The following is a 24804-nucleotide window of genomic DNA, read 5'->3' on the forward strand; positions in this document are numbered from 1 at the left end:
CACCGGTTGCGCGGCTGGCCCACTGCAGGAAATCCATCCCGCAATGCACGCTCAGCGCGCCGTTGTCGCCTGCCATGCAGCTGTCTCGTGCAATCGCTGCAGTGGTTGAGTGGCCCACGCGTGTCTGCGTACAGGCCAGCCACGCACTGCCACGTGCCTCAGGCAGAGGCACGCAGCGGCTGCCGACTGACCACATCGCGCGCCTGCACGATGGCCTCGATCAATGTCTGCACCTGCTGTGGCGTATGCAACGCAGACAAGGTGATGCGCAAGCGCGCCTTGCCTTCGGGCACGGTGGGCGGACGAATGGCGCCCACCATGAAACCTGCCTGTTCCAGTGCAGCCGACATCGCCATCACGGTTGCTTCCTCGCCGCATAGCAGCGGCTGGATCGGCGTGTCGGAGGCCATCAGTTCGAAGCCGTGCTTGCGCGCGCCATCGCGGAACGCACCGATCAATTCGACCAGGCGCGTACGCCGCCAATCGTCGCGACGCGCCAGGCGCACCGCCGCCAGGGTGGCCGCGACCTGCGCCGGCGGCAACGCAGTGGTGTAGATGTAGGGACGCGCGGTTTCGGCCAGATGGCGCACCAGCGCTTCTTCGCCCACCACCACCGCGCCGTAGCCACCGAGCGCCTTGCCCAGCGTGACCAACTGCAACGGCACTTCGGCCACGCCCAAGCCGGCATCGGCCACGCAACCACGCCCTTGCGGGCCGAGCACGCCCACACCGTGCGCGTCGTCCACATAGAACAGCGCTTGCTGCATGCGTGCCACCAGGCTCAAGGCGCGCAGCGGCGCGACATCGCCATCCATGCTGAAAACGCCGTCGGTGGCCAGCATCGCTGCGCCCTCGGGCGCGCCCTTGAGCTGGCGCATCGCGCCTTCCACGTCCAGGTGCGGATAGCGCCGCAGCCGGCAGCCGGCCAGCCGCGTGGCATCGAGCAGGCTGGCGTGATTGAGCCGGTCCTGCACGCAGACGTCGTCTTCTTCGCTGAGCAATGCCTGTTGCACGGCCAGATTGGCGATGAAGCCGCTGCCGAACAGCAACGCCGACGGATAGCCCAGCCAGTCGGCGATTTCGCGTTCGAGCGTTTCGTGCGCGGTGTGGTGGCCGCAGATCAGATGCGAGGCGGTGGCGCCGGCACCATCGCGGGCAGCGGCATCCTGCAGCGCGGCGACCACTTCGAACTGTTGCGACAGGCCCAGGTAGTCGTTGGAACAGAAACCGGTCAGCCAACGGCCATCGATCTCCAGCCGCACGCCATCGCGCCTGCCCACCTGTCGCCGCACCCGCACCCGTTCCTGGGCCACACGCAATTTACGCAGCGACGAAATCCGTTCGTGCAGATCGGGGCGAGCCATGGGGGCGTTCAACGGCAGGGAAGGCCGGCTAGCGTAGCGTGCCGGGCTCGGGGCGCCCAGCCGCCACCGACGACCGGTGCCCGGCACCGGGTCAGGCGGCGTGCTCGCAGGCCGCGCTGCGGGTGATCTCCGCATGGACGGTGCCGGGGTGATCGTGCTCGGCCGCATCGACGGTGATCTGCATCGGACGCAGGCCCAGGCGCTGGAACAGGGCCTGGTCGCGCTCGGTGTCCGGGTTGCCGGTGGTGAGCAGTTTTTCGCCGTAGAAAATCGAATTGGCACCGGCCAGGAAGCACAGCGCCTGCAGTTCGTCGCTCATCGCCTCGCGGCCGGCAGACAGGCGCACCATCGATTTCGGCATGGCGATACGGGCCACGGCGATCATGCGCACGAACTCGAACGGATCCAGTTGCTGGGTGCCATGCAGTGGCGTACCGGGGACCTGCACCAGCTGGTTGATCGGCACCGAATCCGGATGCGCCGGCAGCGTGGCCAGCGCCAGCAGCAGGCCGATGCGGTGTTCGCGGGTTTCGCCCATGCCGACGATGCCGCCGCAGCAGGTCTTCAGGCCGACATCGCGCACATGCTCCAGCGTGTTCAGACGGTCCTGGTACTGGCGGGTATGGATGATCGAGTCGTAGTAATCCGGCGCGGTGTCCAGATTGTGGTTGTAGTAGTCAAGTCCGGCATCCTTGAGCGCACGCGCCTGGCCGGCGTCGAGCATGCCGAGCGTGGCGCAGGTTTCCAGGCCCATGGCCTTCACCTCGCGGATCATGGCGGCCACCTTGGGGATGTCGCGCTCCTTGGGCGAGCGCCAGGCGGCGCCCATGCAGAAGCGCGAGGCGCCGGCGGCCTTGGCCTGGCGCGCCTTGGCGACGACCTCTTCGGTCTCCATGAGCTTCTGCGCGCTCACGCCGGTGTCGTAGCGCTGCGCCTGCGGGCAATACGCGCAGTCTTCCGGGCAACCGCCGGTCTTGACCGAGAGCAAGGTGGACACCTGCACTTGCGCCGGGTCGAAGTGCGCGCGATGCAAGCTGGCCGCGCGATGCAGCAGCTCCGGAAACGGCAGATCGAACAACGCCTGCAGCTCTTTGCGATCCCAGTCATGGCGGAGGACAACAGACATCGGAGTTTCCTGACAGTCAGCGGCTTGGAAGCCAGGCAGTCTGGTGAGCATGGAAGAGGCTGTCAACTTCAATCAGGTCCGATCGGTTTACAGATGGCCGCAGCGGGTGCTGCGGCTGTTGCTGCCGAGCCTGTGTCTGGTCTGCGCCGAGGCCGGCACGCCCGACGGCGATCTCTGCCCCGCATGCCGCGCCGCCTTGCCCGACCACGGCCACGCCTGCCTGTGCTGCGCCACCCAACTGTTCGCTTCCGACGCGGTGGCGCTGTGCGGGCAGTGCCTGCAGCACCCACCACCGCTGCAGCGGGTGCATGCCTGTTTTACCTATCGCTGGCCGGTGGATGGGCTGCTGCGGCGGTTCAAGTTCCATCAGGACCTGGCGGCAGGCCGCCTGCTCAGCGAACTGATGGCTCGGCGCTGCGTGGGGCTGCCGCGCCCGCAGGCGTTGGTGCCGGTAAGCCTGCACCGGCAGCGCCTGCGCCAGCGCGGTTACGACCAGGCGCTGGAGCTGGCCCGACCGCTGGGCCGCGCGCTGCAGCTGCCGTGCCTGCCATTGCTGCGACGCGTTCGCGCGACCGCACCGCAATCCGAACTGGATGCGGTCGAGCGGCAGCGCAATCTGCGCGATGCGTTCGAGGCCCGCGGCGCCTTGCCGGCGCATGTGGCCTTGGTGGACGACGTGATGACGACCGGCGCGACACTCCACGCCGCGGCGAAGGCCTTGCGCAAGGCGGGTGTTCAACGGGTGGATGCCTGGGTCTGCGCGCGGGTGCCTTGACCTGGCCTGCCGGCACCGGGTGCGCGCGGCTTCGCCCGTACCCTCACCCCAACCCCTCTCCCGCAGGAGAGGGGCTCGCTGGCTGACAGGACAGCGCGGTGGAAGGCGATGCGGCTTCGGTGGGTGGACGGCGCAGGGCTAGACGAGGAGTCGAGCGGTCAAAGATGCCCGCACGCTTCGAACCCTCACCCGTAATCCCAACATCTGGTCTGTAATCGACGGATCCCCGATCCCCGATCCCCGATCCCCGATCCCCGATCCCCGATCCCCGATCCGCGATCCGCGATCCCCAATCCCCAATCCCCAATCCCCAATCCCCAATCCCCAATCCCCAATCCCCAATCCCCAATCCCCAATCCCCAAGCTACCGCCCCGCCACCGCCACTGCGATGCCGACGAAGATCGCCAGGCCAACCCAGTTGTTGTGCAGGAAGGCGTGGAAGCAGGGGCCGCGCTCGCGGTGGCGGGCGATACGGAATTCGTAGGCGACCAGCAGCGCCGCAACGGCCAGACCGGCCCAGTACGCCACACCGAGATCGGCGCGCAGGCCGACCAATCCCAGCGTCGCGGCCATCAGCGCATACAAGATGCCTTGCGCGATCAGATCGAATCTACCGAACAGGATGGCGGTGGATTTGCTGCCCATGCGGATGTCGTCGTCGCGGTCGACCATGGCGTACCAGGTGTCGTAGGCGGTGGCCCACAGGATGTTGGCGGCATATAGCAGCCAGCCCAGCAACGGCACGCTGCCTTGCACGGCGGCGAAGGCCATCGGGATGCCCCAGCCGAACGCCATGCCCAGATAGACCTGCGGCAGGTGGGTATGGCGCTTGAGATAGGGGTAGCTGGCGGCCAGGAAGACGCCGGGCACGCTCAGCGCCACGGTGAGCCAGTTGAGCGTGAGCACCAGTGCGAAGGCCACCAGCATCAGCACCACGAACACCCAGAGCGCCTCGCGCCCGGAGACCGCGCCGGTGGCCAGCGGGCGCGATTTGGTGCGCTCCACGTGCGGATCCAGCCAGCGGTCGGCGTAATCGTTGATCACGCAGCCGGCCGAACGGGTCAGCCACACCCCGGCGGTGAACACGAACAGCGTCCACAACGGCGGCAGGCCATCGGCCGCCAGCCACAACGCCCACCAGGTGGGCCAGAGCAACAACAGGCTCCCGATCGGACGGTCGCCACGGACCAGCTTCCAGTACTGGCCCAATCGCTGCGGCCACGTCAGCGCGCGCGCTGTGGGCAATTGTTCGACACCATGCTTGCTCATGCGGCAAAGGGTAGCAGCGCGGCTCGGCCGTGGTCATGTGGACGCGGGGTGGGCGCTGTGCGGGCGGCAATCCTGGCAATGCCCTGCCTGCGCGATGGCCGGCTGTTCATGGGGTGCGGCTGGCCGCAGCAAGCAATGCTGCGAGCGGCCGGGGGCCGGGCGTTGATGCGGGCGGGCTGCGGCAGGCGGTGTGGTTGCCACGCAAGCTTGGCAGTGAGCGCGCTCAGGCGCGTGCTCAAGCTGACTGTCAGGTGGGGACGCTGAGCAGGCTTGCGTCTGGCAACGGCCGCTTGAGATGGCCACACGGCTGTACGCGTGGCCCTGCGCGCTTGAACCTGGGCACCCGGTGTCGCACAGCGACCGCCCGGGCCGAGACGCCGGCGTCATCACGTCTGGAGCGACGCCGCGGCTCGCCAAGACCCGCGGCGCCCGGCCCCATCACGCGCACGCCGGCTGTTCTGGCATAATGCGCGGCCAGGCGCTCGTAGCTCAGCCGGATAGAGTAGTGGCTTCCGAAGCCATTGGTCGGGGGTTCGAATCCCTCCGGGCGCACCAGTTCAGTTCCAGAGCTTGTGCTGGGATTTAAAAAAAAACCCTCGAGAGATCGGGGGTTTTTTGTTGCCTGTACAGCGAACGGTCCACTCGGATCCATTGGCATCCAGGCTGATCGGGCATAGATGGGCGCATCCGCCCTCAACGCAGCCACGCAGAAGAGGGATGTCCCATGCAGTCAAGCGGCTTCATGGAACGCTTCAACGACAGCGACCAACGCGGCGTCCTAGAGATGCACGGGTTCCGCAGTTTGAGCGAAGCGAACAAACAGACCGCCGCCGTGTGGCTGGTTGCCGGCAGCCAATAACCACTGCATGGACGCGGCGGGCAAACACCCGCCGCGTTCTGCGATCAACATCATCAGCATGCCTATCCATTCTCAACTGCGGGAGTGGCCTCGCCGGACGCCAGGGCCTAACGGATGCCCCATTCCCCGAGCAGTACACGCGCCCGCCGCTCGATGAAGCGGTTCGCGTTGGCCTGCGCCTGCTCGGACTCCTGCTTGGCCTCCGCTTCCCCGATGACACCCTCATGCGCTTCGTCAAGCTGAGCCATCGCCCACGTGATCGCCGCATCCTGCGCCGCTTTTCCCTCCACATCGTGCATGGAGATGTAGGCCTTCAGTGGCGGCCACATTTCCACACGCCCGTTGAGTTCATTCCTGCTGCGCAGCAGCCTCTCCCTGGACAGCCCCAGGTCGGGATTTTGCAGCGCTTCCTGCAGCAGGCCCAGCGCCGTCTCGGGGTCCTGCATGTGCATGAGCTTATGCTTGAGCATCTCCGCAAACGCGGTCTTGACGTCTCCTCGCACGGCCGGCCCGGAACCACCCACCTGCGTCATGCCGTCCAGGTTCAGTCTCTTGGGGGTGTGGTCGCTCAAGAATTGGCCGAAGCTGCTGCGGAATTCGGGTGATCGAATGGCCTCGGCCACCACCTGGTCCAGCAGGGGCATGTCGGCCGATGTAATGGCTGCGCCGAAGATCCTGGCATTTTGCGCCAGGCCCTGCGCCCACTTGTCAAAACGCTCGCCCAGGTCGGCATCGACACTGCGCAACACGCGCGTGAACTCGGGGACGCGGTTCCATGACGACCCGGCCTGCTGCGCCGCCGGCACGGGCGCGCGTTGTCTCCGCTCGGCCAGCCGCTGTGCCGCGCGCTGTGCCTGGCGCTGCGCGCGCTCCGGGTCGCGGATCTGCAGCAATTGGTCTGCCAGATGATCCGGCACCTTGATATCGCATTGAGCGGGCAGTCGGGCCAGCGACTGTGGAAGGGTCTGCAGGCCCGTGTCGCGCAGGTCCAGCAGTTGCAATTGGGCCAGATCCGCCACGCTGTCGGGCAGCTGCCGGAGCGCGGCGCAACCTTTCAGCGACAGTTCCGTCAAGCCGCGCAGTTGACCGATGTCCTCAGGCAAGTGCGCCAGGCGGCGGTTGGACGACAGATTGAGTTTTTCCAGCCTATGCAGCTGGGTGAGGCTGCCAGGAAGCCGCTCAAGCTTGGAATTCGATGCCACCTCCAGTGACCTGAGCCCCCGCATGAGGCCGATGTTCTCAGGCAACTCGTGAAAATGCGAAGAGTGCGGCATACGCAACTCGGTCAAGTGGCTCAGTTCAACGATGCTGGCTGGCAGGCGCGCATAGTGCCCGCCTGCCAGCGTGAGGCTGCGCAGACCTTGCATGCGCCCCAGGTCTGCGGGCAACTCGTCCAACGGAGCCAACGCCAATTGAAGGGTTTCTAGATTGGACAGGCGCGTCAACGAGGGTGGCAACTTTTTCAGACCGTGCGCGCCAACGACCTGCAGATGGCGGAGCTGGCGCAGCTGTCCCAGGTTGTCTGGCAGCGACTGAAGCCCGGTATGCACCAGCGTCAATTTCTGTAGGGCGTCGAGCCGGCCGATCGCATCGGGGAGCGTCGTGGCAGGGAGGCCGTAGTCGAGAACTAGTTCGGTGCTGCGGCGGGTCGCTGCACGGCGGATTTCGTCTGCCACGCTTTGCAGCACCTCCCGCGACGTATCCCTCTGCCCGTCGTGCAGGTTGTAGCCCGTCCGGACCCGCTCTGCCATCGGTAGGCTTTGCGCCAGCCATTCGTCGATGTCGCGCTCGATACTGCCCGGTGGTGCAGAAGAGGCGCCCGCGAGTGCCGCCGGCTGACTCGACGGATGCAACGGCGATCGGAAAAGGCGCCCTTGCGCGGCATTTCTTGGCGTCGACGTGTCTGCCGCTGACGTGCTTTCGCGCCGTCGCGGCCGCGCGAGCAGAGGGCTTAGCAAGCCCTCCGGTTGCGAAGATTGCCGTGAAGGCCTGTCTTCAGCAGGCGCTTGATCGGCGGTATCCGTTCGCGGGCGAGAGCGTAGTAGGCGATTGACATTGAACATGGAGGTATCTCCTGCGTAGTCGGCTGAGTGCAGCGTTCCCGAAGCCAGGCTACGGCGATGCAATTGCAATCGCTGCACCAAAGCGAAGCGATTGCATCGCCTGACGAATCGGGCGCTTTCTTGCAAGCGCGTCCCTGTGCTGCATACCTGCTCACCGACAGCGGGGCATGGTCCGGCGTTCGATCGCATCGGTCTTCGACGTGATACACGCGGTGGCGACAGGCGATCGAGGAGGTGGTGCGGCGCATCTCTTGCGATGCAGTATTCACGCGCGTCGATCGTCTTCCTTGCAAGGACGTAGATGATCCGGGGAGAGCGCCCGGCATCCCCTCGCCTGTTCGCCGGAAGGCACGTCACCGCCACAGCGGCGGCTTAACGTGCATGCAGGCGCTTAGAGGCACGCGCTGCGAAGCCGCTAGGCGATAGGCAAACGCATCATCGCAGCGCGCCCTGCAGCACGTCGTGGCGGATCGATCGGCCTTGCCTCAAGACCTGCCCTCTCGAGCGCCAACGCCGGCTGCAAGACGTTGAATGGATTATCGCCCTGTACAGGTTATCGACGACGTATTCTGATGTTCCTCAGATTCTGGCGCATGTCTCCCTCGAAGTTGTTGGCAATGTTCGTGGGAATAATTTGCTTGCCCACCGGAACGCCGCCCGACTTCTCCAGATTTTGGTGGATTTGTCCGTTTTGCTGCTGGTCCAACTTGTATTCTTCGTAATGCAGGCCCGCCAATACGGGCGTCTTGAGAATTTCCACCGGTTTACTGATGCTGGTGCCGGCGGCATAGCCTTTTAAGAACTCCCCGGCAGTCGGACGCTGTGTCGCCGTTTTACCGGTGCCCTTGGCGACGCCGCTGGCCGTTCCCTTTGCAGTTGCCTTGGCCGCGCTCTTGCCTGCTTCCTTGGTCGCGGCCTCGGCGACCCCCTTGGCAATCGCCTTGGCCCCGATTCTGGCCGTGGGTCCGCCGACTGCTCCGACGACTGCCCCGGCCATATTGATGCCGGCCAGCTTCAACGCCAGCGACATGTCGCCACCTTGAATCGCGGTGTCGACCACCTGCGCCGCCTGCGCCTCGCTCTCCAATGCAATCGACGCCGCATCGGCAATTTCGCCGATGATGGGGATCCCGTTCAATGCGCTGAGCCCCACGGACATCCAGTCCAGGATCTTGCTGTCCCACTTGAGGAACTCATGCAGGCCGTGTTGGAACGTGCCAACGTCCTTTTTGGGCTTCTTGATCGCCGGCGGATCGTCCTTGCCCACCAGCATGTCTGCGACGGCCTTTTGCTGATCGGGCGAGCTGGCCTCGTGCGTGGCCGGCGTATCCACGGTCTTGTTGGCTGCACTCATGTGGTCATAGAACTGCCGGAAATCGTTCTGGCTGATCTTGCCCGAATCGACGACATGGCCGCCGCCGAAGAAGTGATGGGGCTTCTTGTAGCCGGTGATCGAGTTGTTCAACAAGCCGAACAGCAACGGATCGTTCAACAACTGCGTGGCGGCCTGCTTCACTGCGGGGTCGGCTTTGTCGTCCTTGGAGATCGCGTCGAGTTTGTCGCGCGTGACCTCCTTACCGTCGCCGTAGAACGCGTCTTGATGACTGTTGATGGTATCCAGCGTCTTCTGCTCGTCCGCCGTCAGGTGAATCTCGGAGCTGGATTTCTGCAGGAAGTCCGGCGTACTCATCGAGCCGGAATCTCCTGCAAACTCCTTCCACTCGTCGGGGTGATCGCGAAAATATTGGGCAGCCGCGATCACCTGGGGCGGGCACTTGCCGGTCTTGCTGTCGCCATCGACGATCTTGGCGAATTCGTCCTCGCTCAGGTTGTCGGGCAGATAGTCGGAATAGCGATACAGCTCGCGCAAGGCATCGCTTTTGGTCATGACCGACGCCTTGGTTTTGTCGGGGCTATCGGATGCGATGTAGTTCTGCGTGTAATCCTTGGCCTTCTTGTCGTTGTATTCGGCAATTTGCGGGTGATGGGAGGAAAAGTCCGTCAGGTCCTTCGCCTTGATCTTGCCGCCGCACTTGCCGTCCTTCTGCGAGCCGATGGCAAAGAACAGCCGCGGATCCTTCTGCAATCCTTTAAGCGCTTCCTTCAAGTCAGATTGCGTCGACGGGTCGTTGATCTTTGCGTCCAGCTGATCGAAGGACAACGAGTCGACCTGGTCCTTGTGCCGATCCAGGACCGAAACAATTTCCAATTCGGATTGATTGAGCTGGCCGTCGTTCCAGGTGACCGTCGAGCCCTCCGCAGCTGGTGGCGGGTTGGAACCCTTGATGTTCTTGGGGTTGAACTCATCGTTCTTGCCGCCGAGCTCCTTGACCTGCGGATGCGAATCGGAGAAATCCCAAAGATCCTGCGCCTTGATCTTGCCGCCGCACTTGCCGTCTCCCTGCGAACCGATCGCAAAGAACAGGCGCGGGTCCTGCTTCAGTCCCTGCAATGCGGCCTTCAGGTCGGCGGGCGTGGAAGGGTCGTTGATCTTGTCGTCGAGATTCTTGTACTCGAGCGGCATCTGATCCTTGTGGGCATTCAAGGTCGAAACGATCTGTAGCTCCGATGGAGTGAGCGTGCCACCGTTCCAGGTGACCGTCGAGCCTTCCAGCGCCGGCGGCGCATCCTTGCCCTTGATGTCCTTGGGATCGAAGTCGTAGCCCAACGATGGCCACGAGGTGCGTTTCTCGATCGGCTGGTTGGCTTGATCGTCCGATGCCGAGGAGGAGGTGCTGGTAGCGTCGCTTGGCGTATTTGCCGGCGTATCGCCCGGCGCAGTCGTGGAGGCACTCGTTGGCGTGTTGGCCTGGAGGGCTGCCAGCAGCTGGTAGACCATCAGGAAGATGTCATCCATCGTCGATGGCAGATCGGAGTCGTCCGTGGACGCATCCGACCCGAATAGCTCCGACGGATCCGACTCGTTGAGAGGAGTGCCCAGCAGTTGGCTGGGGTTACTCCCGGTAGAAAACGTATTGAGCGACATATAGGCAGCCTCGCAATAGCGGAATTGGCAGAGTACCTGCGTATAAGCATTGTCTTATACGGCCGCACGGGCGCGCCCATGCGGTGTAGTCGTATGGTGCCAATGTGCACACTGTGCATCTTGATCGACGAACTATTTTGGCGAAAAAAGCGCAAAGACCGATGTGTCGATGTCCTATTCAGGAACTGCTCGGTCGCGCGCAGCGGACCGGTAGACGCGTGCCCCCGTTGTGGCCTGCGAAAAACATGACGATCGAGTTAATACGGCGTTGCGTGTGCGATGCCGATAGCGTCGCGTGCTTCGATCGACACCCGCGCGCGTGTGCGCCCGCACGTCCCGCCGGTGGCGATCTGCTCAAATCATCCGCGTTCGGCGTCACGTTGCCGATGCCGTACACCGCATGCTCGGACCGTGAGCGCCGTGGCTATTGGCTGTGTGCGGGACAAGCTTTGGCGCCGAGACCTGGATCCAGCGGCAAACACCAGGCGCTGCCAGACACTGCTCACACAGCGTGTCGTGACGTCGCACACCAATGCGTGGCAAGAATTGGTGTCATACGCCTTGTTCGGAATATCCGGCTGCTCCGGGTGGAAATACACGCATGATCGTAATGGAGATCGCTGGAATCGAATTCGATGATGTGCGCAGCGAATTAATACCGATGTCATGCGCCGTGCGCATATAAGTCGCCAGGTTGCGAGGCCTTTCTGCATCGCCTGTAGGTAAAGCTGGCGCGCCGGATGACTCGCCGGATCGAAGTCGCCTCCGCTTCGCTTGTGTCCGCTCCGAAAGTGTGGCGCAGGTTTTGGTTAGCCGATTAGCCGTGCCCCAGCTTCGTGTGCAGCGCAGGTGGTTCGCCGTGCTTCGCTCGGGTGCGAAGCACGGCGCAAGACAATCTTGCCGCACACAATTGGTGCATTGGCACGACATGTTGGTGCATGAGTCCTACATCGAATATGTCCTCACGGAGTACCTCTGATGACGTTGGAATCGCACAATCGAAAATCAGCGAATACCGCTTTCTTTATCGGCCTGAGCGCATGTCTCGGCTTGCCGGGAGAGCTTGCGCAGCGGCTCGGCGAAGGCGAAACCATTCTGGGGCCAGCCGGCATGCTGTGCCGTGTGCATACGCAGGGAGAGCAAGACGAATTGATGGCCTTTCCGTAAGTGATCTTGCCCCTGGCGGCACGTGAATTCGGTGGCGACGAGGTGGTGACCCTGCTCTCGCTGCAGGAGCAGCTGCTGACCGAGTACGGATGGCGGCTCACGCTCTCGGACCTCGGCCTGCTATGCGTGTGCCCGCTGTTGCGCGTGCGCAGCCCTGAAGAGGTGGCCGCTGCACTGGAACTTGGGCAGGTGGTCGCACGTGTCGTGCTCGACGCGCTGGCGATCCAGGTCGATACGAAGGCCGAGGTGGCATCATGAGGCTCCCCAGCCATATCGGGACCGCCTCCAGTAGCCGTGCAACGTCGGGTCTTGTTCCGGCACCACCAACGCAGGCCGAAGAGCGCGCTGCCGGTCCAGAAGAGCGCGCACTCTCTGGGCCGCTTGCCGGCTTGTCCTCTTCCGGCGCGGCGTTGCGCGGTCGCCGCGCGTCCTCACGTCAGACGACCACCCATGCAGACGAAGAGGCGGACGCACTCGGTCGGTCGCATCGGTCCGAGTCGTCGCAGTCTTCGGATACAACGTTCTACAGCGCGCAGACCGCAGCCCCGCACGCGGAGTTGGAACCACAGCATGGGGCGGTCGCTGCGGCCACCTATGAGGCGCGCAGTGCTGCAGCCGTCGCCGAGGCGAAAGCGCAGCTACGCGCCGCGCTGGAAGATCTGCCATTTGCTGCGCCCTCACAGGAGCAACGTGCATTGCAGGCAAGTTACCTGGAATGGGCGGACGCACGCGTGCAGGAACGCGTTACGGCCTTCGGGCCGGATGCCGGGTACCAGATCATTGGCGATATGAAGTCGGCAGGCGCAACGGCAACGCTGCCGATCGCCTACGAATGTCTCAGGGCCTTCATCACTGGCGCGATGCGCAACCCGGTCGGTCTGGCCACGGGCGCGGCCTACGCCGGCGCACGCCCGCCTGACGCCGAGCAACTGAGTACGGCGGTTCTTGCTGGTGCGGCGGCGGGAATGGCGTCCTATACCAGCGATACGCTGCTGCTTCCCGCAATGGACCGGCGCGCGCGCGCCGGCAACTTGCCGCGCTTCAAGGCCATCGACCCGAAGGTCCTGGTGCCCGATCCGCCGCCGGTCGTTCTGGAAGTGACCGCGGAAGGCAAGCGATTCGCGCGTCCGGGCGAGAACACGGCGCACACGGTGGCCGAGCTCAAGGCCCAGGCCCACGACCGCCGCCAGGCGATCGCCAATCGCCAATCGACCCTGGATGACAAGTCGGTTGATACCTTGTTGCTCAAGCCAGTAATCAATGCAGGGTTCAATGCCGCGCGTCGGACCGGCAGTGCCCGGGCTTGCTGACGCCGGTCGGCCAGTTGGGCTTGAGCGCGCTCGCCATCGGCGGAGCTGGCATCGTGCAAAAAGCAATGCTGGAGACGAGCAAGGCCTTGGCGCACACCGGCCAGATGAACGTGCCGGATCTGCTTGGCGGAAAGCAACGCTTGAACCTGTTTTCGCTGGCTCTGCCCGACAAAACACGTCGGCCCGCACAATGGTCCGACGCTGTCCATTTCCCGCTGCGTTATCTGCTGGAAAGCGGAATGGAAGCCTTTGCGTTGGCAAAGCAAGGTTTCAACAGCGCCAATGCGGTCGTCGATACGGTACGTGACGTCTTTGCCCGCCACATGCTCAGCAATATCATGGCCAGCTTCGGCTCGCTTGGGGCCTCGCGCATGATCGTCGCACCGTTGCGTGGAGGGAGCCATATCCGTGTTGCTGGCGAACCAGTCAATTCCGTGCCTGTTGTCTTGCAGCAGACCGTCCAAACCCTATTCAACGATACGTTCTGGAATGCGCTCAAGGCCAGGAACGGTACCAACAGCTCCCCGGCAGCGCGACTGGATAACGCGCGTGCCACCCGGGCAGCCGAGCGTGAACGCACCATCGCACAGACGCTTGAGGCCCTGGCAGAGCCCATCGACCAGACGATCGCCGCGCTTTCCGGGCCCACATCTGCCCAAACGCGTGCCATGGAGGAGGGGGTGGGCGCTGCACCTGGGCCTGGGACGCTTGGCCAGGCATTGCGGACGGCCCTGGAGACATTGCGCACGGAGATCGGCGCGCAGTCTCCCTCGATTGCGACCATCGATGCCGTACGCACCGCGCTGCGTGATGTTTGGAGGGACACGTTTAGCGCAACGCCACGCTACAACGTGACGCAGGCGCTGGATGATCAACTGAAAACGCTCAAGCGTGCGTTGCATGAACGCGAGCAACCGCGTCGGTGGGACACCGGGCGAGCATGAGCGCTCAGCCATCGCGTTGATCCTGGTGCGTCTTGCACACCGCCGCCACAGACGTAGTTGCCGTCGCGTCTGTGGCGTGGTGGTGGCGGCCGGAAGATGAGCACCCACCAGCAGAGATAGAGCGATGCCACTGCGCAACCTGGTCGTAGTGGCAGTGCCTGCCGCCGTGCAATGATCTTGCTGTGACGCTGGTTGGCGGACTGGGCAACGCGGCCCGCATCGATGCCATTGCGCAACTCGCACTGGAAGGGAACTCGTCAGAAAGTCGTCGTGTGTCTCTGCAGCGTCAAACGCATGGGGGTACCCGCCGCCGTAGCAGAAGTGCGCGGCAGGGCATATCGATCACGCAGCTGCGATCTTGCGGGGCAGGTGTGCGACGGTTGCCTGCAGGGTATCTGCAGGGAAAGATCCAGGCGCGTCACACCCGACATGCTCAATCGAGCTGCATTCAGTGCGAGCCATTGGTGACATCGTCCAGACAACACGCAAGGCTGGTGGAATTGGCTGGAAAGCCTGGTCGTGGTGCCATGGCTGACCAGCGTCGCTGTTGCCATGATTGGCCCAGGCGGCAAGATGCTTGCCAGCCTTGGTCAGGCGCGTAACCACAGATAGTTCCCCGTCGCGATTCCTTCGAACATTTCGTCGTGCGCAACGAAGATATTATTGTTCCAGTAACGACCATGCTCGGCGTAGTGGGCAAGCAGGTCGCATATCCATGATCCATCCACATCATCGTCCAGCGGCACGCGCACGATCAGGACGATGACGCCGGCATCATTCAGTCCAAGCTGTGCCTGGTCTTGCGCGTACACGGACAGATTGGCTTCCAATAACAGCCGGTAAACCGTCAATGTCCGTCCGGCAGGGGGCAGCCCGTAGGAGATGCGCAGATACAGCGCCTGCTCTTGCACTTCATCGTCGGGCTGTGGCGTCGGCTCGTGGAGGTAGACTTCAAACCCTTCTACCCAGAGCACACGCCTGCTGAGCACAGACTGCACATCCGGTAGGTCCAGTGCCTCGCACATCTGTCGAACGATGGTTTCGAATCGTGCGCTGCTCATCGGCGGTGGTACATGCGCAGGACCCCCTACAAGTCCTGCGCATGCCAATGTCGATTACTGGCCAACGAGCTGCTTGGCGTTGTCGCCGGCCTTGCCGATGAACTTATTCAACGCCACGTTGAAGTCCAGATCGTTCTTGAGCATGGTGATCTTGTTGTTCAGCGATTTCTGTGCCTCGTCAGAAGCGGTCAGGTCGCTGATCAACGAACTCATCTGACCGTTCGAGCCAGACAGTGCACTAGCACCAGAGATTCCACCGGACACACCCCCGGTGTAGCCATCCATGCCCTGGACAAAACGCGATCTGATTGAACTTATTTGCGGAAATAGTTCCATACCAAGCCTCCTTCATATTGCATGTAGTGATGCGCCTGCTGGCGCGTTGTGCTTGGTCGAAGTGACCAAGAAATCGATTTACTTACGACAGGCCGGCGATGTGCGCGACGATGTTCCGCGCCGCGGTCATACCGTCATGCAAGACATTGAAGTCGTTGCGTGAGGTCTGGTCGCTCGCCGCGGACCAGTGCATGCGAATCTGTTGCGCGGTGGCATCGAGCGCTGCCTCGAGGTTGCGCAGCCGCTCGCCAGACGGATCCGCCGCCTTGGTCTGCAAAATCTTGCTCATATCCTGGGTGACCGTCTCGGTCATGGCATCGAACATAGTGGCCTCTCATTGCGCCGCCTGCTGCGGCAGGGATGTCATGTGCTTGGTACCGTCCGGCGTTTCGACATAATGCAGGCCGTCGGCGAGCAATGCCGCGTCGTAATTGTCCGGCGGTTTGATGGACGGGTCTTGCTGGCTGATCTCCACGTGCAGCGCACGGACCTCAGGGCCCAGGTCGCTGCGGACATCGGCAATGCGGCGGCTTGCGCGTTCTGCGTAGTCGCTGCTGCCGGACACCGAGAAAACGCCATTGCCCTGGTAACGTACGCTGAGAGCGGGGTCAGCCAGGGTATCGCGCAGCGTCGCCACGACCTCGTCCACCGCGGCCACGTTGACGGCAACGCCTGGATGATAGCGATGCACCTGCGCACGCAAGCGCGCAGCATCGGCGCTGCTGGGGACAAGGCCTTCGATCAGCACGCGCGTGCCGACGCGTTGGGCGTGCGCCTCGCGAAAACCGAGTTGTTTCAACAAGGCGTTGGCCTGGTTGACGGCATTTTCTGGGCGCTGCGGGGTGGCGGCATCGGAAAGAAATGCCGATTGCAACGAGGGGATCAACGCTGCGGCAGAAAGCGCTAGCATGGCACCCACCGCTGCGCGCAGGACTTTGCGCCTGGACGCGGGCGGCGCTGGCGTGGGGGCTGGGGAAAGCAGCCGCTCCAGCAGCGCCACATCGTCGGGCCAATCGGCAGCAGCCTCGCCAACACACAGCACCAGGGGGCCGAAGCGAACCGGCTGAAACGCAACAAAAGACGTTTCTGGCAGCGTGTCGCTGCTGTAACGGATTTGACCGTCATGGTCTACCTCGAGAATGAGTGAGCAACCAGGCCAATCGTCTATTCGGATATCGGTTTGGGGATCGCTCCCCAGGCTGTAACGACCTTGTGCCAAATCTAATCGTGCGCCTGCGTGGGTTCCTGTCAGTACGCGAAGCTGCATGGTCATGGGCGAACCTCCTGAGCCACCTGGTGTGGTTGCTCAATCAGCAGTGTGTTCAGACGTGTGATGGCATGTGTACGATCGGTCTGCCTGCGCGGCTTTTCCGCATTCAGCAGTATCAACGGGAGCAAAAGGTGAAAATTGCGGAGTGCTGGCACCGGTTCCAGCTCCGACGGCATCAGCTCCATCAAGCGCTTCCGCAACGCCTGTAGATTTTCGGCCGTGGTGGCCCTGCCGGTCGAGCGAAAATGCTCCCGCATCAACCTCCAGACCGTCGTGGTCAACGAGGCGAGGGCAGGGTATGAAACGCCGATGGCGCGTAACTCGACAAGCGCAGCGGCAAGCGCGTGTCGCCTGACCATCGGATCGGCGTCGCGCGTCATCACATAGCGATCGAGAATTCCGTCGATGCGTGCACGCACGCCGTCGCTCAAATCTGCCGGTGCGGCAGCCTGCCACGGTCCTGTCTGCGGATCGTCGGCATGCGCGTTGCGGCCACCGCCATGCTGATCGCCCTGGCCCTGCTCACGCCCCTGGGCCGCAACGACGGCCACGCTCACCCGTCCGCGCAGTACGCACTCGCGTTTGGCTTCGATCTCTTCCTGCTCGGTGGCTTCGAATTCATCCTCCTGGCCGTCCAGCGACCGGATCCCGCGTCGTCGCCTGCGCGGTGGAGCTGGGCGCAGGCGCGGTGCTCGTGCCGCAATGTCGGTAGGCGACCCCGCGCTGGTGCCTGCCGCATCGGCATGATGATCGCCATGGTGATGCGAGCCGCCATGCTCGATGGAAACCGAGGGCCCCAAGGTGCCGGGCGAAATGCGACGGATCATGGGAATGCCGCCTGCATCAAGGCCTGGCCGAACTGCATGATGGCCGAGGCACCCCACGGTGCTGTGACGGCAATGGCAGCCACCACCACCACCAGCTTGAGCGCGAACGAGATCGATGCGTCCTGCAGCGACATCACCGCCTGGACGAAGGCGATCAGCAGCCCGGCCAGCGCAGCGACACCGACCACCGGCAAGGACACCTTGAGGCAGAGCAGCAAGGCTTCGGAGGTAAATCGCACTAGATCGTCGTGGTCCATGGCGTCACCGATAGCTCAGAACCAGGCCATGAATCAGCATCGACCAGCCGTCCATGGCGACGAACAGCAGCAGCTTGAACGGGATCGCCACGTTGGTCGGGGTGACCTGCGAAAGGCCCATCGCCATCAGCGCGTTGGCCACCACCAGGTCGATGACGATGAACACCAGATACAACAGAAACCCGATGCGGAAGGCTTCGGTCAATTCGCTGAGCGTGAAAGCCGGTGCCAGGACGAGCAGGTCGTCCGACTTGAGCGTGGCAGCCTTGTCCTTGGGCCAGATCTGCTGTGCGGAACGCATGAAAAAGGCCTTTTCGCGCTCGCGTGTGTGCTTGAGCAGGAATTGCCGGAACGGCTCCCGGCAGGCGTCGAGCAGCACCACCACGCGGCTGTTGTCCGATCCGGCGCCGTAGTTCTGTGCGGCCTTGAACGCTTCCATGCCCACCGGCGCCATCACAAAGCACGACACCAGCAATGCAACGCCATTGAGGACCATGTTCGGCGGCACCTGCTGTACACCGATCGCATTGCGCAGCAGGCCGAGCACGACCACGATCTTGGTGTAGGAGGTGACCACCATCGCTGCGAAAGGCAGTAAGCCCAGCATGATGACCACCAGCAGCAGCGAGCCAACGTCAGGCATCTGCATGCGTGCTCTCCGACATGCTGAGGATCTGCACACCCAGATGTTCGCCCACTGCCAGTAGCCTGCCGGTGCCGATGGTCTGGCCGTAAACCACCAGGCGGATGTCGGCTTGATCGACGGGCACCGACAACTCCAGGATCTGCCCTGGCTGCAAACCCGACAAGGTCGATAGAGACAGCGCAAGTTGATCCACTTCCAGTTGCACCGGCAGTTCCAGTTCCGCCACATTGCTGGTGGACGGTGCGACGTCGGGCTCAAACGTATCGTGCTGCATGGTGGGGGTGGCCTCCAGAATCATCTGTTGCAGGTTCAAGCGCACCGGAGCGCGCAATACCGCGCCTCCGGCGATACCCCAGAGCAGCTCGCCGCTGGTGACCGCCGCCGAGGCGGTGCAATGCAGCAAGACATCGCCAGGCCGCAGCGACTGCAGCAATGCCGCCGATGCGGTGCGCCCGCCGATGCGCAGGCGCGTGTTGACGCGCAGTGCAGCCAGCCAGGCTGGCAGCTGCGTAGGCCCGGCAAGTCCGTCGACTGCAGCCTGCAGCGTGGCCAGCAGCGACGCGCTTGCCGTCAGCGCAATCGCGTCCAGATCGCCCAGTGTGATGCCGATGCCGTGGCAGTGGTCCGGCGCTGCATCGCGCTCGAAGCCGATCACCTCGGCAGCGCCCAGGCCGAGCGGCGCAAGCGCGCCCAGGCGATCGGCCAGCAACATTCCTGCGAGCGAAACGCGGAGGGCGTCGTCGTCCTCGTTCAATAGCGGCGCCAGGCCGTCGCGCGCGGCAATCCGCATATCCATCTGGCCGGTGTCCAACTGCAGTCGCAGGCGGGCCGCATCATTGGGTGAGATGCGACGGCAATGCGTGACGAAGCCGCAGTGGCGTGCCGCGCGTGGGTCGCCGAACACCCTGCCCAGCTGTGTGCGCTCGGCCGCAACGCGCGTCAACGCCTGGGAGAGTGCACGTGCCGGTGGAGCCTGGCTCTGCTCGGTTAGCAAGATGGAGTTCCTCCAAATGGCTTTCTGTCGCCAGTGCCGCGTTAGACAACCTCGATGCTGATCTGGAGCGTGCTGCTCAGCGTGGACGTCAGCGCAGCCTCCAGACGCTGCCTTCCGCACCAAAGTACCTCGCGCGCGTCAGGCGAACGGGTATTGAAGCGAAGCGATAGCTGGTCCGGCGAAAGCCGCAAAAACAACGTGGTCTGTGCGACGACCTCTTGATCGATATCCAGCCAGGCTTCCCAGCTGCCTGCGCTGCGCACTGGCGTGGCGTTGCAGAACTCGGCCACGCGCAGCGCGATGTGGTCGATTGCCATCTGGGCGCGTTGGGTGCGTATCCACTCGGTCGCGATCTGTCGCCCTACCGTGCCATCGTCGTTGCCTTGGGGCGGCGCCAGGTGTTTCGGCCCTTCGATACTTGATGGCGTGTCCGTTTGTATGGGCGCGCCGTCATGCGCCTCGGTGAAGCTCTCCTCGGCGTCAGGTTCCGGTCGATCTTCGTCGCACTGCGGTGGCAACACCATGCAGGGAAGCGCGAGCTGGGCGCTGCGCAGGCGCTGACGCAGTTGCAGGAAGCTGGAGCGCTGCGCCGACCGAGCCGGCGTGGCTGCAGCCGCCGGCCGCTGCAGTGCGCCGCTGACCGGCAGGATGCGCACAGGGCGGAGCGGCGGCTTGCGCATCACACCACCACTCTGCCGATCGGTTGCAGTTGCACCTCCGAGCCCAACTCCTGGAACGAGTAGACCTGCAGCCACGTCAACCGTGCTTCGATCATGCGGCGCACATAGCGGCGTACGTCCATCGACGCTACCACCGCCAGCGGATGCTGCGCCTGATCGCCGACGATGCGTTCGACCTGTTCGACAAGCTGGTTCGCCTGCTCGGGCGGAAGTGCCAGGAAATTTCCGGCCGCGGTCGCGCGAATCGATTGCCTGATCAGTTGTTCCACCGCATGGTCGAGCATCACTGCAGGTAGCTGCCCAGTGCCTGCGGTTGCGGTGTGCGCAAGATAACGGCCCAGATCGCAGCGCACATACTCGGTCAACATCAGAAGATCCTTTTCCTTCGGACCCCATACCACCAGACTTTCCAGGATGCTCTTGATATTGCGCACCGGAATCCGTTCTTCCAGTAGGCGTCGCAACACATCGGCTATGCGCTGGGCGGGCACTGCTTTGTTCACCTCCGCAACCAGCCCGGGGTAGTCCACGGCCACCTGTTCCAGCATCCACTGGGTTTCCTGGATACCGACGAACAAGTGCGCGCGTGCATGCAGGGGTGCGATGGCCTGCTGCGCCAATGCTGCCTGCATGTCATCGGTGTTCTCCAATTCGGCGCGTGTCTCGGGGACATCGTGAATCAACACCTCGTATTGCATGTCGTGCAGGGACTCGCTCTGCCAGATCGCGATCCCGGGAAACGGCAAACCCAGCAACTCGACCAATTGGCGGCGCTCGCTTTCGATCGCCTGGTCCAGCCGCGCAGGGTCGAGCTGAGCGGCCAGCTGCGGCGACAGCCGCATCGACAAAGGCGAGGCGAAATCGGGGGCGTTCTTGCGAATATGCGGCGCCTCGCCTTTGGCACCTTTCCGGCTCGTCGACGGCAACTTGCGCTGATCGGTACCGCTGATGTCGCGTTGCTTGCGCCAGATCGTATAACCGCCGGCGCCGACGGCCGCTGCCAGCAACAGGAACAGCGCGGCCGGAAAGCCAGGGACGAACGCGAAGCAGGCCAGCAGCACGCTCGCTGCCATCAGGGCACGCGCGTTGCTGGTGAGCTGGCGGCCGATATCGAGCCCGAGCGAGCTGAGCCTGGTCTCGTTCTCGTTGGCCACGCGGGTGATCATGACACCGGCAGCCACCGATATCAGCAGTGAGGCGATCTGCGACACCATGGCATCGCCCACCGACAGAATCGCAAAGCGGTTAGCGGCGTCGCCGGCCGTCATGCCGTGGTACGTCACGCCGACCACGATGCCGGCCAGGATGTTGACCATGGTAATGACCAGGCCGGCGATCGCATCACCCTTGACGAATTTCATGGCGCCGTCCATGCCGCCGTGCAGTTGGCTTTCCATGGCCAGCCGCGCGCGTTTGCGGCGTGCCTCATCTGCGGTCAAGTTGCCGCCACGCAGGTCGGCATCGATACTCATCTGCTTGCCGGGCATTGCGTCCAAGGTGAAGCGCGCACCGACTTCGGCAACGCGTTCGGAGCCCTTTGCGATCACGATGAACTGCACCGTGGTGATGATCAAGAAAACCACCAGGCCCACCACCAGATTGCCGCCGACCACCAACTCGCCGAAGCTCTCGATGATATGGCCCGCCTCGGCATGCAGCAGGATCGACTTCGTCGAGGCGATATTCAGCGACAACCGCAGGAGCGTGGTGAACAGCAGCAGGGAAGGAAACGACGAGAGCGAGATCGAGTCGGGCACATACATCGTGACCATCAGCAGCACCACGCTCAGGGTGATGTTGATGCCCAGCAGCGTATCGATCATGGGCGTTGGCAGCGGCAGGATCATCAGCCCGATGACCGCCACCACCAGGGCGGCGATGGCCACTTCGCCGCTATAAGCGAAATATCTCGTCGCGCGAACGCGGTCTCCTAGCATGGCAGGGCTCCATCGCCGTCGTCGTGGTCGCGACCGAGCTCATCGACCCAGCGCAACACCACCGCAACCGTTTCGAACAAGGGCTCGGGGATTGCATCGCCCAATTCGACCTGGTACAGCGCACGGGCAAGTGGCGGATTGGCGACGATCGGGATGCCCTGGTTATGCGCAAGGGCACGCAGTTCCAGCGCACCATCGTCCACGCCCTTGGCAACGACCTGCGGTAGGCCGAAGTCATCGGGCTCGTAGGCCAATGCCACTGCGTAATGGGTCGGGTTGACCACCATCACCTTGGCCTTGGCCACGCGTTCGCGTGGGTCGCCGAAGACCAGTTCCTTGGCAAATTCCTTACGCTTGCCCTTGATTTCGGGGTCGCCTTCGCTTTCCTTGAATTCGCGCTTCTGCTCGTCCTTGCTCATTCGCTTGTCGCGGATGAACAGCCAGTGCTGCACGCTCCAGTCTGCTGCGCCCACCAGTACGAACAGCAGCACGCCCAGTGCGAAGAGCATGCCCAGGGTGTGCCAGGCAATCTGGGCAATGTCGAGCGGTGTTTCGTAGGCAAGCCCGATGATCATCGGCATGAGGGCGCGGATACCGACCCACAGCACCACGCCAATCAAGATGGCCTTGATAATCAACTTCAGTAAGTTGATGAGACTTCGCAACGAAAAGAGTTTCTTGACCCCGGCAGCGGGATTGAGGGAATCGAACTTGGGCGCCACCGGCTTGAGCGAGGCATTCAGGCCGGTCTGGAACGCACCGCCTGCCACGCCAGCTATCAGGCATGCAGCCAAGAATGGCAGCATCAACAGCAATCCCTGGATGCCGAGATGGCCGAGTGCGCGGTTTATTGCGGCTGCATCGCGTGTATTCTCCGGGAAATCGAAGCCGATCGTCATCAATGCGCGCACGTGATCAGCGAAGTAATCGCCGGCCGATTTCATCACCAATAACGCGCCGAAGAGCACTGCGGCTGCAGTGACGTCCGGGCTGACCGGCACTTCCCCGTCCTTGCGCGCATCCCGCAGTTTCTTCTCGGTCGGCTTCTCGGTTTTTTCTTCCGACATTGCCCGCTCCTTCCGCGATCGCTGCGCCCCCGATTGTGGGCAGCTGTGGTCGAGCGATCCGCGTGCCAGGCGAATGTGTGGATAGCCTGGCGAAGCCGGAATGATTTGTTCGCCAGCGAATTCCGATATTCGCTTCCGAAAGCATCTGGCCGCCGTGGCGCGCGTAGCTTTCCCCACGTGTACGGTCCGCATTCCATTAAAACGAGGTGCAGTGTGGAGAAGATTCAATGTCCCGGGTCGGTCGTGAGTGGGCTCATCGAACTGATCACGGTTGGACTCACCAATGACAAGATTCAGGACGCTGCCGCGGTCCTGTCCGCAGTCCGGGTACTGCGGCCAGACCTGAAAGCGCTCGACACGTTCGATGCATGGATTTCGATCAAGCGCGGCAATTACGTGGAAGGCGCGCGCCTGCTGCGCGAGCTGGAGGGCGACGCCGGCTCCAAGCCGCTGTGCAAGGCTTTGTACGCCTGCTGCCTGTTCGCGATGGGCGACCAGTCGTGGCATGGCATTGCAGACGGGCTGATCGAAGAAGACGCCGATGCCGACGCCGTGGCCCTGGTCAAGGCGCTGTCCGGACGAAAAACCCCAACGGCCGCGCCGGCGGAAGCGCCGGCTGAATCTTCAGCACCGATGGAAGTTCCAAATTCGCAATACCTGCGTGCCTGAGTGACGCCAGTCCCGACCCCATAGGAGTATGCGATGACGCTCATTCCTCCTGTCCAAGCGATTGCCGGCGCCAGTGCTGCCGCCACCCAGGCGCTGTCGCCGGTGGCAGCCCCCAACCAGGCGCTGGTGAATCGCTTTCAAGCGCTGATGCAGTCCTCCAGCCCGTTGCCGCCCGCCATGCAGCGGGTGGGCAACCCGAGCATGATGAGCCGGGTGGTCGATGTGCAGAACGATGGCGTGCGCACCATCGCCGAGCATATCGATGCCTTCAGCATGCAGGCACCGACCATGGGGCTGCAGGAAATGGCAGCGCAGCAGATCAAGTTGATGCACGAGCTGACCATGGTCGGCTTCAACCTCAATGTCAGCGTCGGCGTGGCGCAGTCGGGAAAGAACGCCGTGCAGACACTGGTCAAGAACCAATAGCATGCGCGCGCTGAGATGCCTGGTGGTGCTGCTGGTGGCGCTGCTGCTGTCTGCGTGCAGTCAGCAGCTGTATTCCGGGCTCACCGAAAATGATGCGAACGACATGCTGGAGGTGCTGCTGCATGCCGGCGTAGACGCGTCCAAGGTCACTCCGGACGATGGCAAGACCTGGGCGGTGAACGCACCGCACGATCAGGTGTCCTATTCGCTGGAGGTGCTGCGCGCGCACGGCTTGCCGCATGAGCGGCATGCCAATCTCGGGGAGATGTTCAAGAAGGACGGGCTGATCTCCACACCCACCGAAGAACGCGTGCGTTTCATCTACGGCGTGTCGCAGCAGCTATCGCAGACCTTGTCGAATATCGATGGGGTGATCTCGGCCGATGTGGAAATCGTGCTGCCCAACAACGACCCGCTTTCGACCTCGGTCAAACCGTCCAGCGCTGCGGTGTTCATCAAGTTCCGTGTCGGTAGCGACTTGACCAGCCTGGTGCCCAACATCAAGACAATGGTCATGCACAGCGTGGAAGGACTCACCTACGAAAACGTCAGTGTGACGCTGGTGCCGGGTGGAGCGGAGAGCGATGCGCAGTTCACCGTATCGGCACCGCCGAAATCTTCACCGTGGCCGTGGTTGGCCGGATGTGCGTTGGCGTTGGGTCTGGCGGTTGCGGCGGCGCTGTATCGCTGGCCAAACCCGCAGGCGGGCCGTTGGGGCGGCTGGCAACGCCTGCGCGAGTTGACGAAAGGCAAAGCCGGGTAAGCACGGG

General features: G+C 63.3%; 23 protein-coding genes, 1 tRNA gene and 1 pseudogene. 9 read left to right on the forward strand and 16 right to left on the reverse strand.

Annotated features, from left to right (window positions below):
* Positions 1-158 precede the first annotated feature (158 nt).
* Together bioF and bioB are read right to left on the reverse strand one after the other, a co-directional pair.
* Positions 159-1532, reverse strand: a complete 1374-nt coding sequence (bioF, locus tag FLG15_RS01460) for an 8-amino-7-oxononanoate synthase (RefSeq protein ID WP_170922335.1) — start codon at positions 1530-1532, stop codon at positions 159-161.
* Entirely contained in the window at positions 1456-2490 is a 1035-nt protein-coding gene (gene bioB, locus FLG15_RS01465) for a biotin synthase BioB (protein ID WP_057678874.1), read from the reverse strand. The genes bioF and bioB overlap by 77 nt, the downstream gene beginning before the upstream one ends.
* A gap of 49 nt (positions 2491-2539) precedes the next feature.
* On the opposite strand from bioB, the gene FLG15_RS01470 reads away from it, so the two are divergent.
* The gene (locus FLG15_RS01470; protein WP_170922336.1) at positions 2540-3265 is read left to right on the forward strand and encodes a ComF family protein; all 726 of its coding nucleotides are present in this window, start codon (positions 2540-2542) and stop codon (positions 3263-3265) included.
* Positions 3266-3629: 364 nt separating this feature from the next.
* Here FLG15_RS01470 and ubiA read toward each other — a convergent pair whose 3' ends face one another.
* Positions 3630-4535 (reverse strand): 4-hydroxybenzoate octaprenyltransferase, encoded by a 906-nt coding sequence (gene ubiA, locus FLG15_RS01480; protein WP_057687060.1) that lies wholly within the window; start codon positions 4533-4535, stop codon positions 3630-3632.
* 478 nt (positions 4536-5013) lie between these two features.
* Between ubiA and FLG15_RS01490 the strand changes: the two genes are divergently transcribed.
* Together FLG15_RS01490 and FLG15_RS01495 are read left to right on the forward strand one after the other, a co-directional pair.
* Positions 5014-5090: transfer RNA gene (locus tag FLG15_RS01490), tRNA-Arg, on the forward strand.
* 169 nt (positions 5091-5259) lie between these two features.
* The gene (locus FLG15_RS01495; protein ID WP_139791011.1) at positions 5260-5394 is read left to right on the forward strand and encodes an integrase core domain-containing protein; all 135 of its coding nucleotides are present in this window, start codon (positions 5260-5262) and stop codon (positions 5392-5394) included.
* A gap of 107 nt (positions 5395-5501) precedes the next feature.
* On the opposite strand, the gene xopAE is transcribed toward FLG15_RS01495, so the two are convergent.
* Together xopAE and FLG15_RS01510 are read right to left on the reverse strand one after the other, a co-directional pair.
* A complete protein-coding gene (xopAE, locus tag FLG15_RS01500) occupies positions 5502-6953 on the reverse strand; it encodes a type III secretion system effector XopAE (protein ID WP_057687070.1) in 1452 nt (483 codons plus the stop codon).
* Positions 6954-8010: 1057 nt separating this feature from the next.
* Positions 8011-10443, reverse strand: a complete 2433-nt coding sequence (locus FLG15_RS01510) for an HrpF/NolX family T3SS translocon protein (protein WP_150145413.1) — start codon at positions 10441-10443, stop codon at positions 8011-8013.
* 978 nt (positions 10444-11421) lie between these two features.
* Between FLG15_RS01510 and FLG15_RS01515 the strand changes: the two genes are divergently transcribed.
* The 3 genes and pseudogenes from FLG15_RS01515 to xopF1 all read left to right on the forward strand — a co-directional run bounded on the left by FLG15_RS01515 (position 11422) and on the right by xopF1 (position 13864).
* Complete coding sequence (locus tag FLG15_RS01515; RefSeq protein WP_081022986.1) at positions 11422-11610, forward strand: HpaI protein; 189 nt, start codon at positions 11422-11424, stop codon at positions 11608-11610.
* Positions 11611-11868, forward strand: a complete 258-nt coding sequence (locus FLG15_RS01520) for a hypothetical protein (RefSeq protein ID WP_081022987.1) — start codon at positions 11611-11613, stop codon at positions 11866-11868.
* A pseudogene (gene xopF1 / locus FLG15_RS01525) lies at positions 11865-13864 on the forward strand (type III secretion system effector XopF1). The gene FLG15_RS01520 and the pseudogene xopF1 overlap by 4 nt, the downstream one beginning before the upstream one ends.
* Before the next feature lie 590 nt (positions 13865-14454).
* On the opposite strand, the gene FLG15_RS01530 reads toward xopF1, so the two are convergent.
* From FLG15_RS01530 to sctU, 11 genes are all read right to left on the reverse strand, one after another.
* Positions 14455-14925, reverse strand: coding sequence for a CesT family type III secretion system chaperone (locus tag FLG15_RS01530; RefSeq protein WP_017156500.1), 471 nt, complete (start codon positions 14923-14925; stop codon positions 14455-14457).
* 54 nt (positions 14926-14979) lie between these two features.
* Positions 14980-15210, reverse strand: coding sequence for an HrpE family protein (gene hrpE / locus FLG15_RS23285; protein ID WP_502321484.1), 231 nt, complete (start codon positions 15208-15210; stop codon positions 14980-14982).
* A gap of 133 nt (positions 15211-15343) precedes the next feature.
* The gene (gene hrpD6, locus FLG15_RS01535) at positions 15344-15586 is read right to left on the reverse strand and encodes an Hrp regulator HrpD6 (RefSeq protein WP_057678474.1); all 243 of its coding nucleotides are present in this window, start codon (positions 15584-15586) and stop codon (positions 15344-15346) included.
* Positions 15587-15595: 9 nt separating this feature from the next.
* Entirely contained in the window at positions 15596-16534 is a 939-nt protein-coding gene (gene hrpD5, locus FLG15_RS01540; RefSeq protein WP_150145416.1) for an HrpD5 family protein, read from the reverse strand.
* Positions 16531-17358: a 4-hydroxyphenylacetate catabolism regulator HpaA gene (locus tag FLG15_RS01545; protein ID WP_150145419.1), complete on the reverse strand. Its 828-nt coding sequence runs from the start codon at positions 17356-17358 to the stop codon at positions 16531-16533. Before FLG15_RS01545 ends, hrpD5 begins: the two co-directional genes overlap by 4 nt.
* Positions 17355-17615: a type III secretion system export apparatus subunit SctS gene (sctS, locus tag FLG15_RS01550; RefSeq protein WP_008575435.1), complete on the reverse strand. Its 261-nt coding sequence runs from the start codon at positions 17613-17615 to the stop codon at positions 17355-17357. The genes FLG15_RS01545 and sctS overlap by 4 nt, the downstream gene beginning before the upstream one ends.
* Before the next feature lie 4 nt (positions 17616-17619).
* Positions 17620-18264: a type III secretion system export apparatus subunit SctR gene (gene sctR / locus FLG15_RS01555; protein WP_003485742.1), complete on the reverse strand. Its 645-nt coding sequence runs from the start codon at positions 18262-18264 to the stop codon at positions 17620-17622.
* On the reverse strand, positions 18251-19204 hold the full coding sequence (gene sctQ, locus FLG15_RS01560) for a type III secretion system cytoplasmic ring protein SctQ (protein ID WP_057678476.1): 954 nt from the start codon (positions 19202-19204) through the stop codon (positions 18251-18253). The genes sctR and sctQ overlap by 14 nt, the downstream gene beginning before the upstream one ends.
* 92 nt (positions 19205-19296) lie before the next feature.
* Positions 19297-19935 (reverse strand): type III secretion system protein SctP, encoded by a 639-nt coding sequence (gene sctP / locus FLG15_RS01565; protein WP_150145422.1) that lies wholly within the window; start codon positions 19933-19935, stop codon positions 19297-19299.
* The gene (locus FLG15_RS01570) at positions 19935-21872 is read right to left on the reverse strand and encodes an FHIPEP family type III secretion protein (RefSeq protein ID WP_057678478.1); all 1938 of its coding nucleotides are present in this window, start codon (positions 21870-21872) and stop codon (positions 19935-19937) included. The genes sctP and FLG15_RS01570 overlap by 1 nt, the downstream gene beginning before the upstream one ends.
* Positions 21866-22939 (reverse strand): type III secretion system export apparatus subunit SctU, encoded by a 1074-nt coding sequence (gene sctU, locus FLG15_RS01575; protein ID WP_057658839.1) that lies wholly within the window; start codon positions 22937-22939, stop codon positions 21866-21868. The genes FLG15_RS01570 and sctU overlap by 7 nt, the downstream gene beginning before the upstream one ends.
* A gap of 213 nt (positions 22940-23152) precedes the next feature.
* Between sctU and FLG15_RS01580 the strand changes: the two genes are divergently transcribed.
* From FLG15_RS01580 to sctJ, 3 genes are read left to right on the forward strand one after another with little or no spacing between them, the layout of a single operon-like run.
* Complete coding sequence (locus FLG15_RS01580) at positions 23153-23608, forward strand: HrpB1 family type III secretion system apparatus protein (protein ID WP_057678479.1); 456 nt, start codon at positions 23153-23155, stop codon at positions 23606-23608.
* A 33-nt stretch (positions 23609-23641) separates the two neighbouring features.
* Complete coding sequence (locus FLG15_RS01585) at positions 23642-24034, forward strand: type III secretion protein HrpB2 (protein ID WP_057678480.1); 393 nt, start codon at positions 23642-23644, stop codon at positions 24032-24034.
* Between the two features lies 1 nt (position 24035).
* A complete protein-coding gene (gene sctJ, locus FLG15_RS01590) occupies positions 24036-24797 on the forward strand; it encodes a type III secretion system inner membrane ring lipoprotein SctJ (RefSeq protein WP_150145424.1) in 762 nt (253 codons plus the stop codon).
* Positions 24798-24804 lie beyond the last annotated feature (7 nt).

This window comes from Xanthomonas phaseoli pv. dieffenbachiae, from assembly GCF_008639345.1.
In the GTDB taxonomy this organism is placed as follows: domain Bacteria; phylum Pseudomonadota; class Gammaproteobacteria; order Xanthomonadales; family Xanthomonadaceae; genus Xanthomonas; species Xanthomonas phaseoli.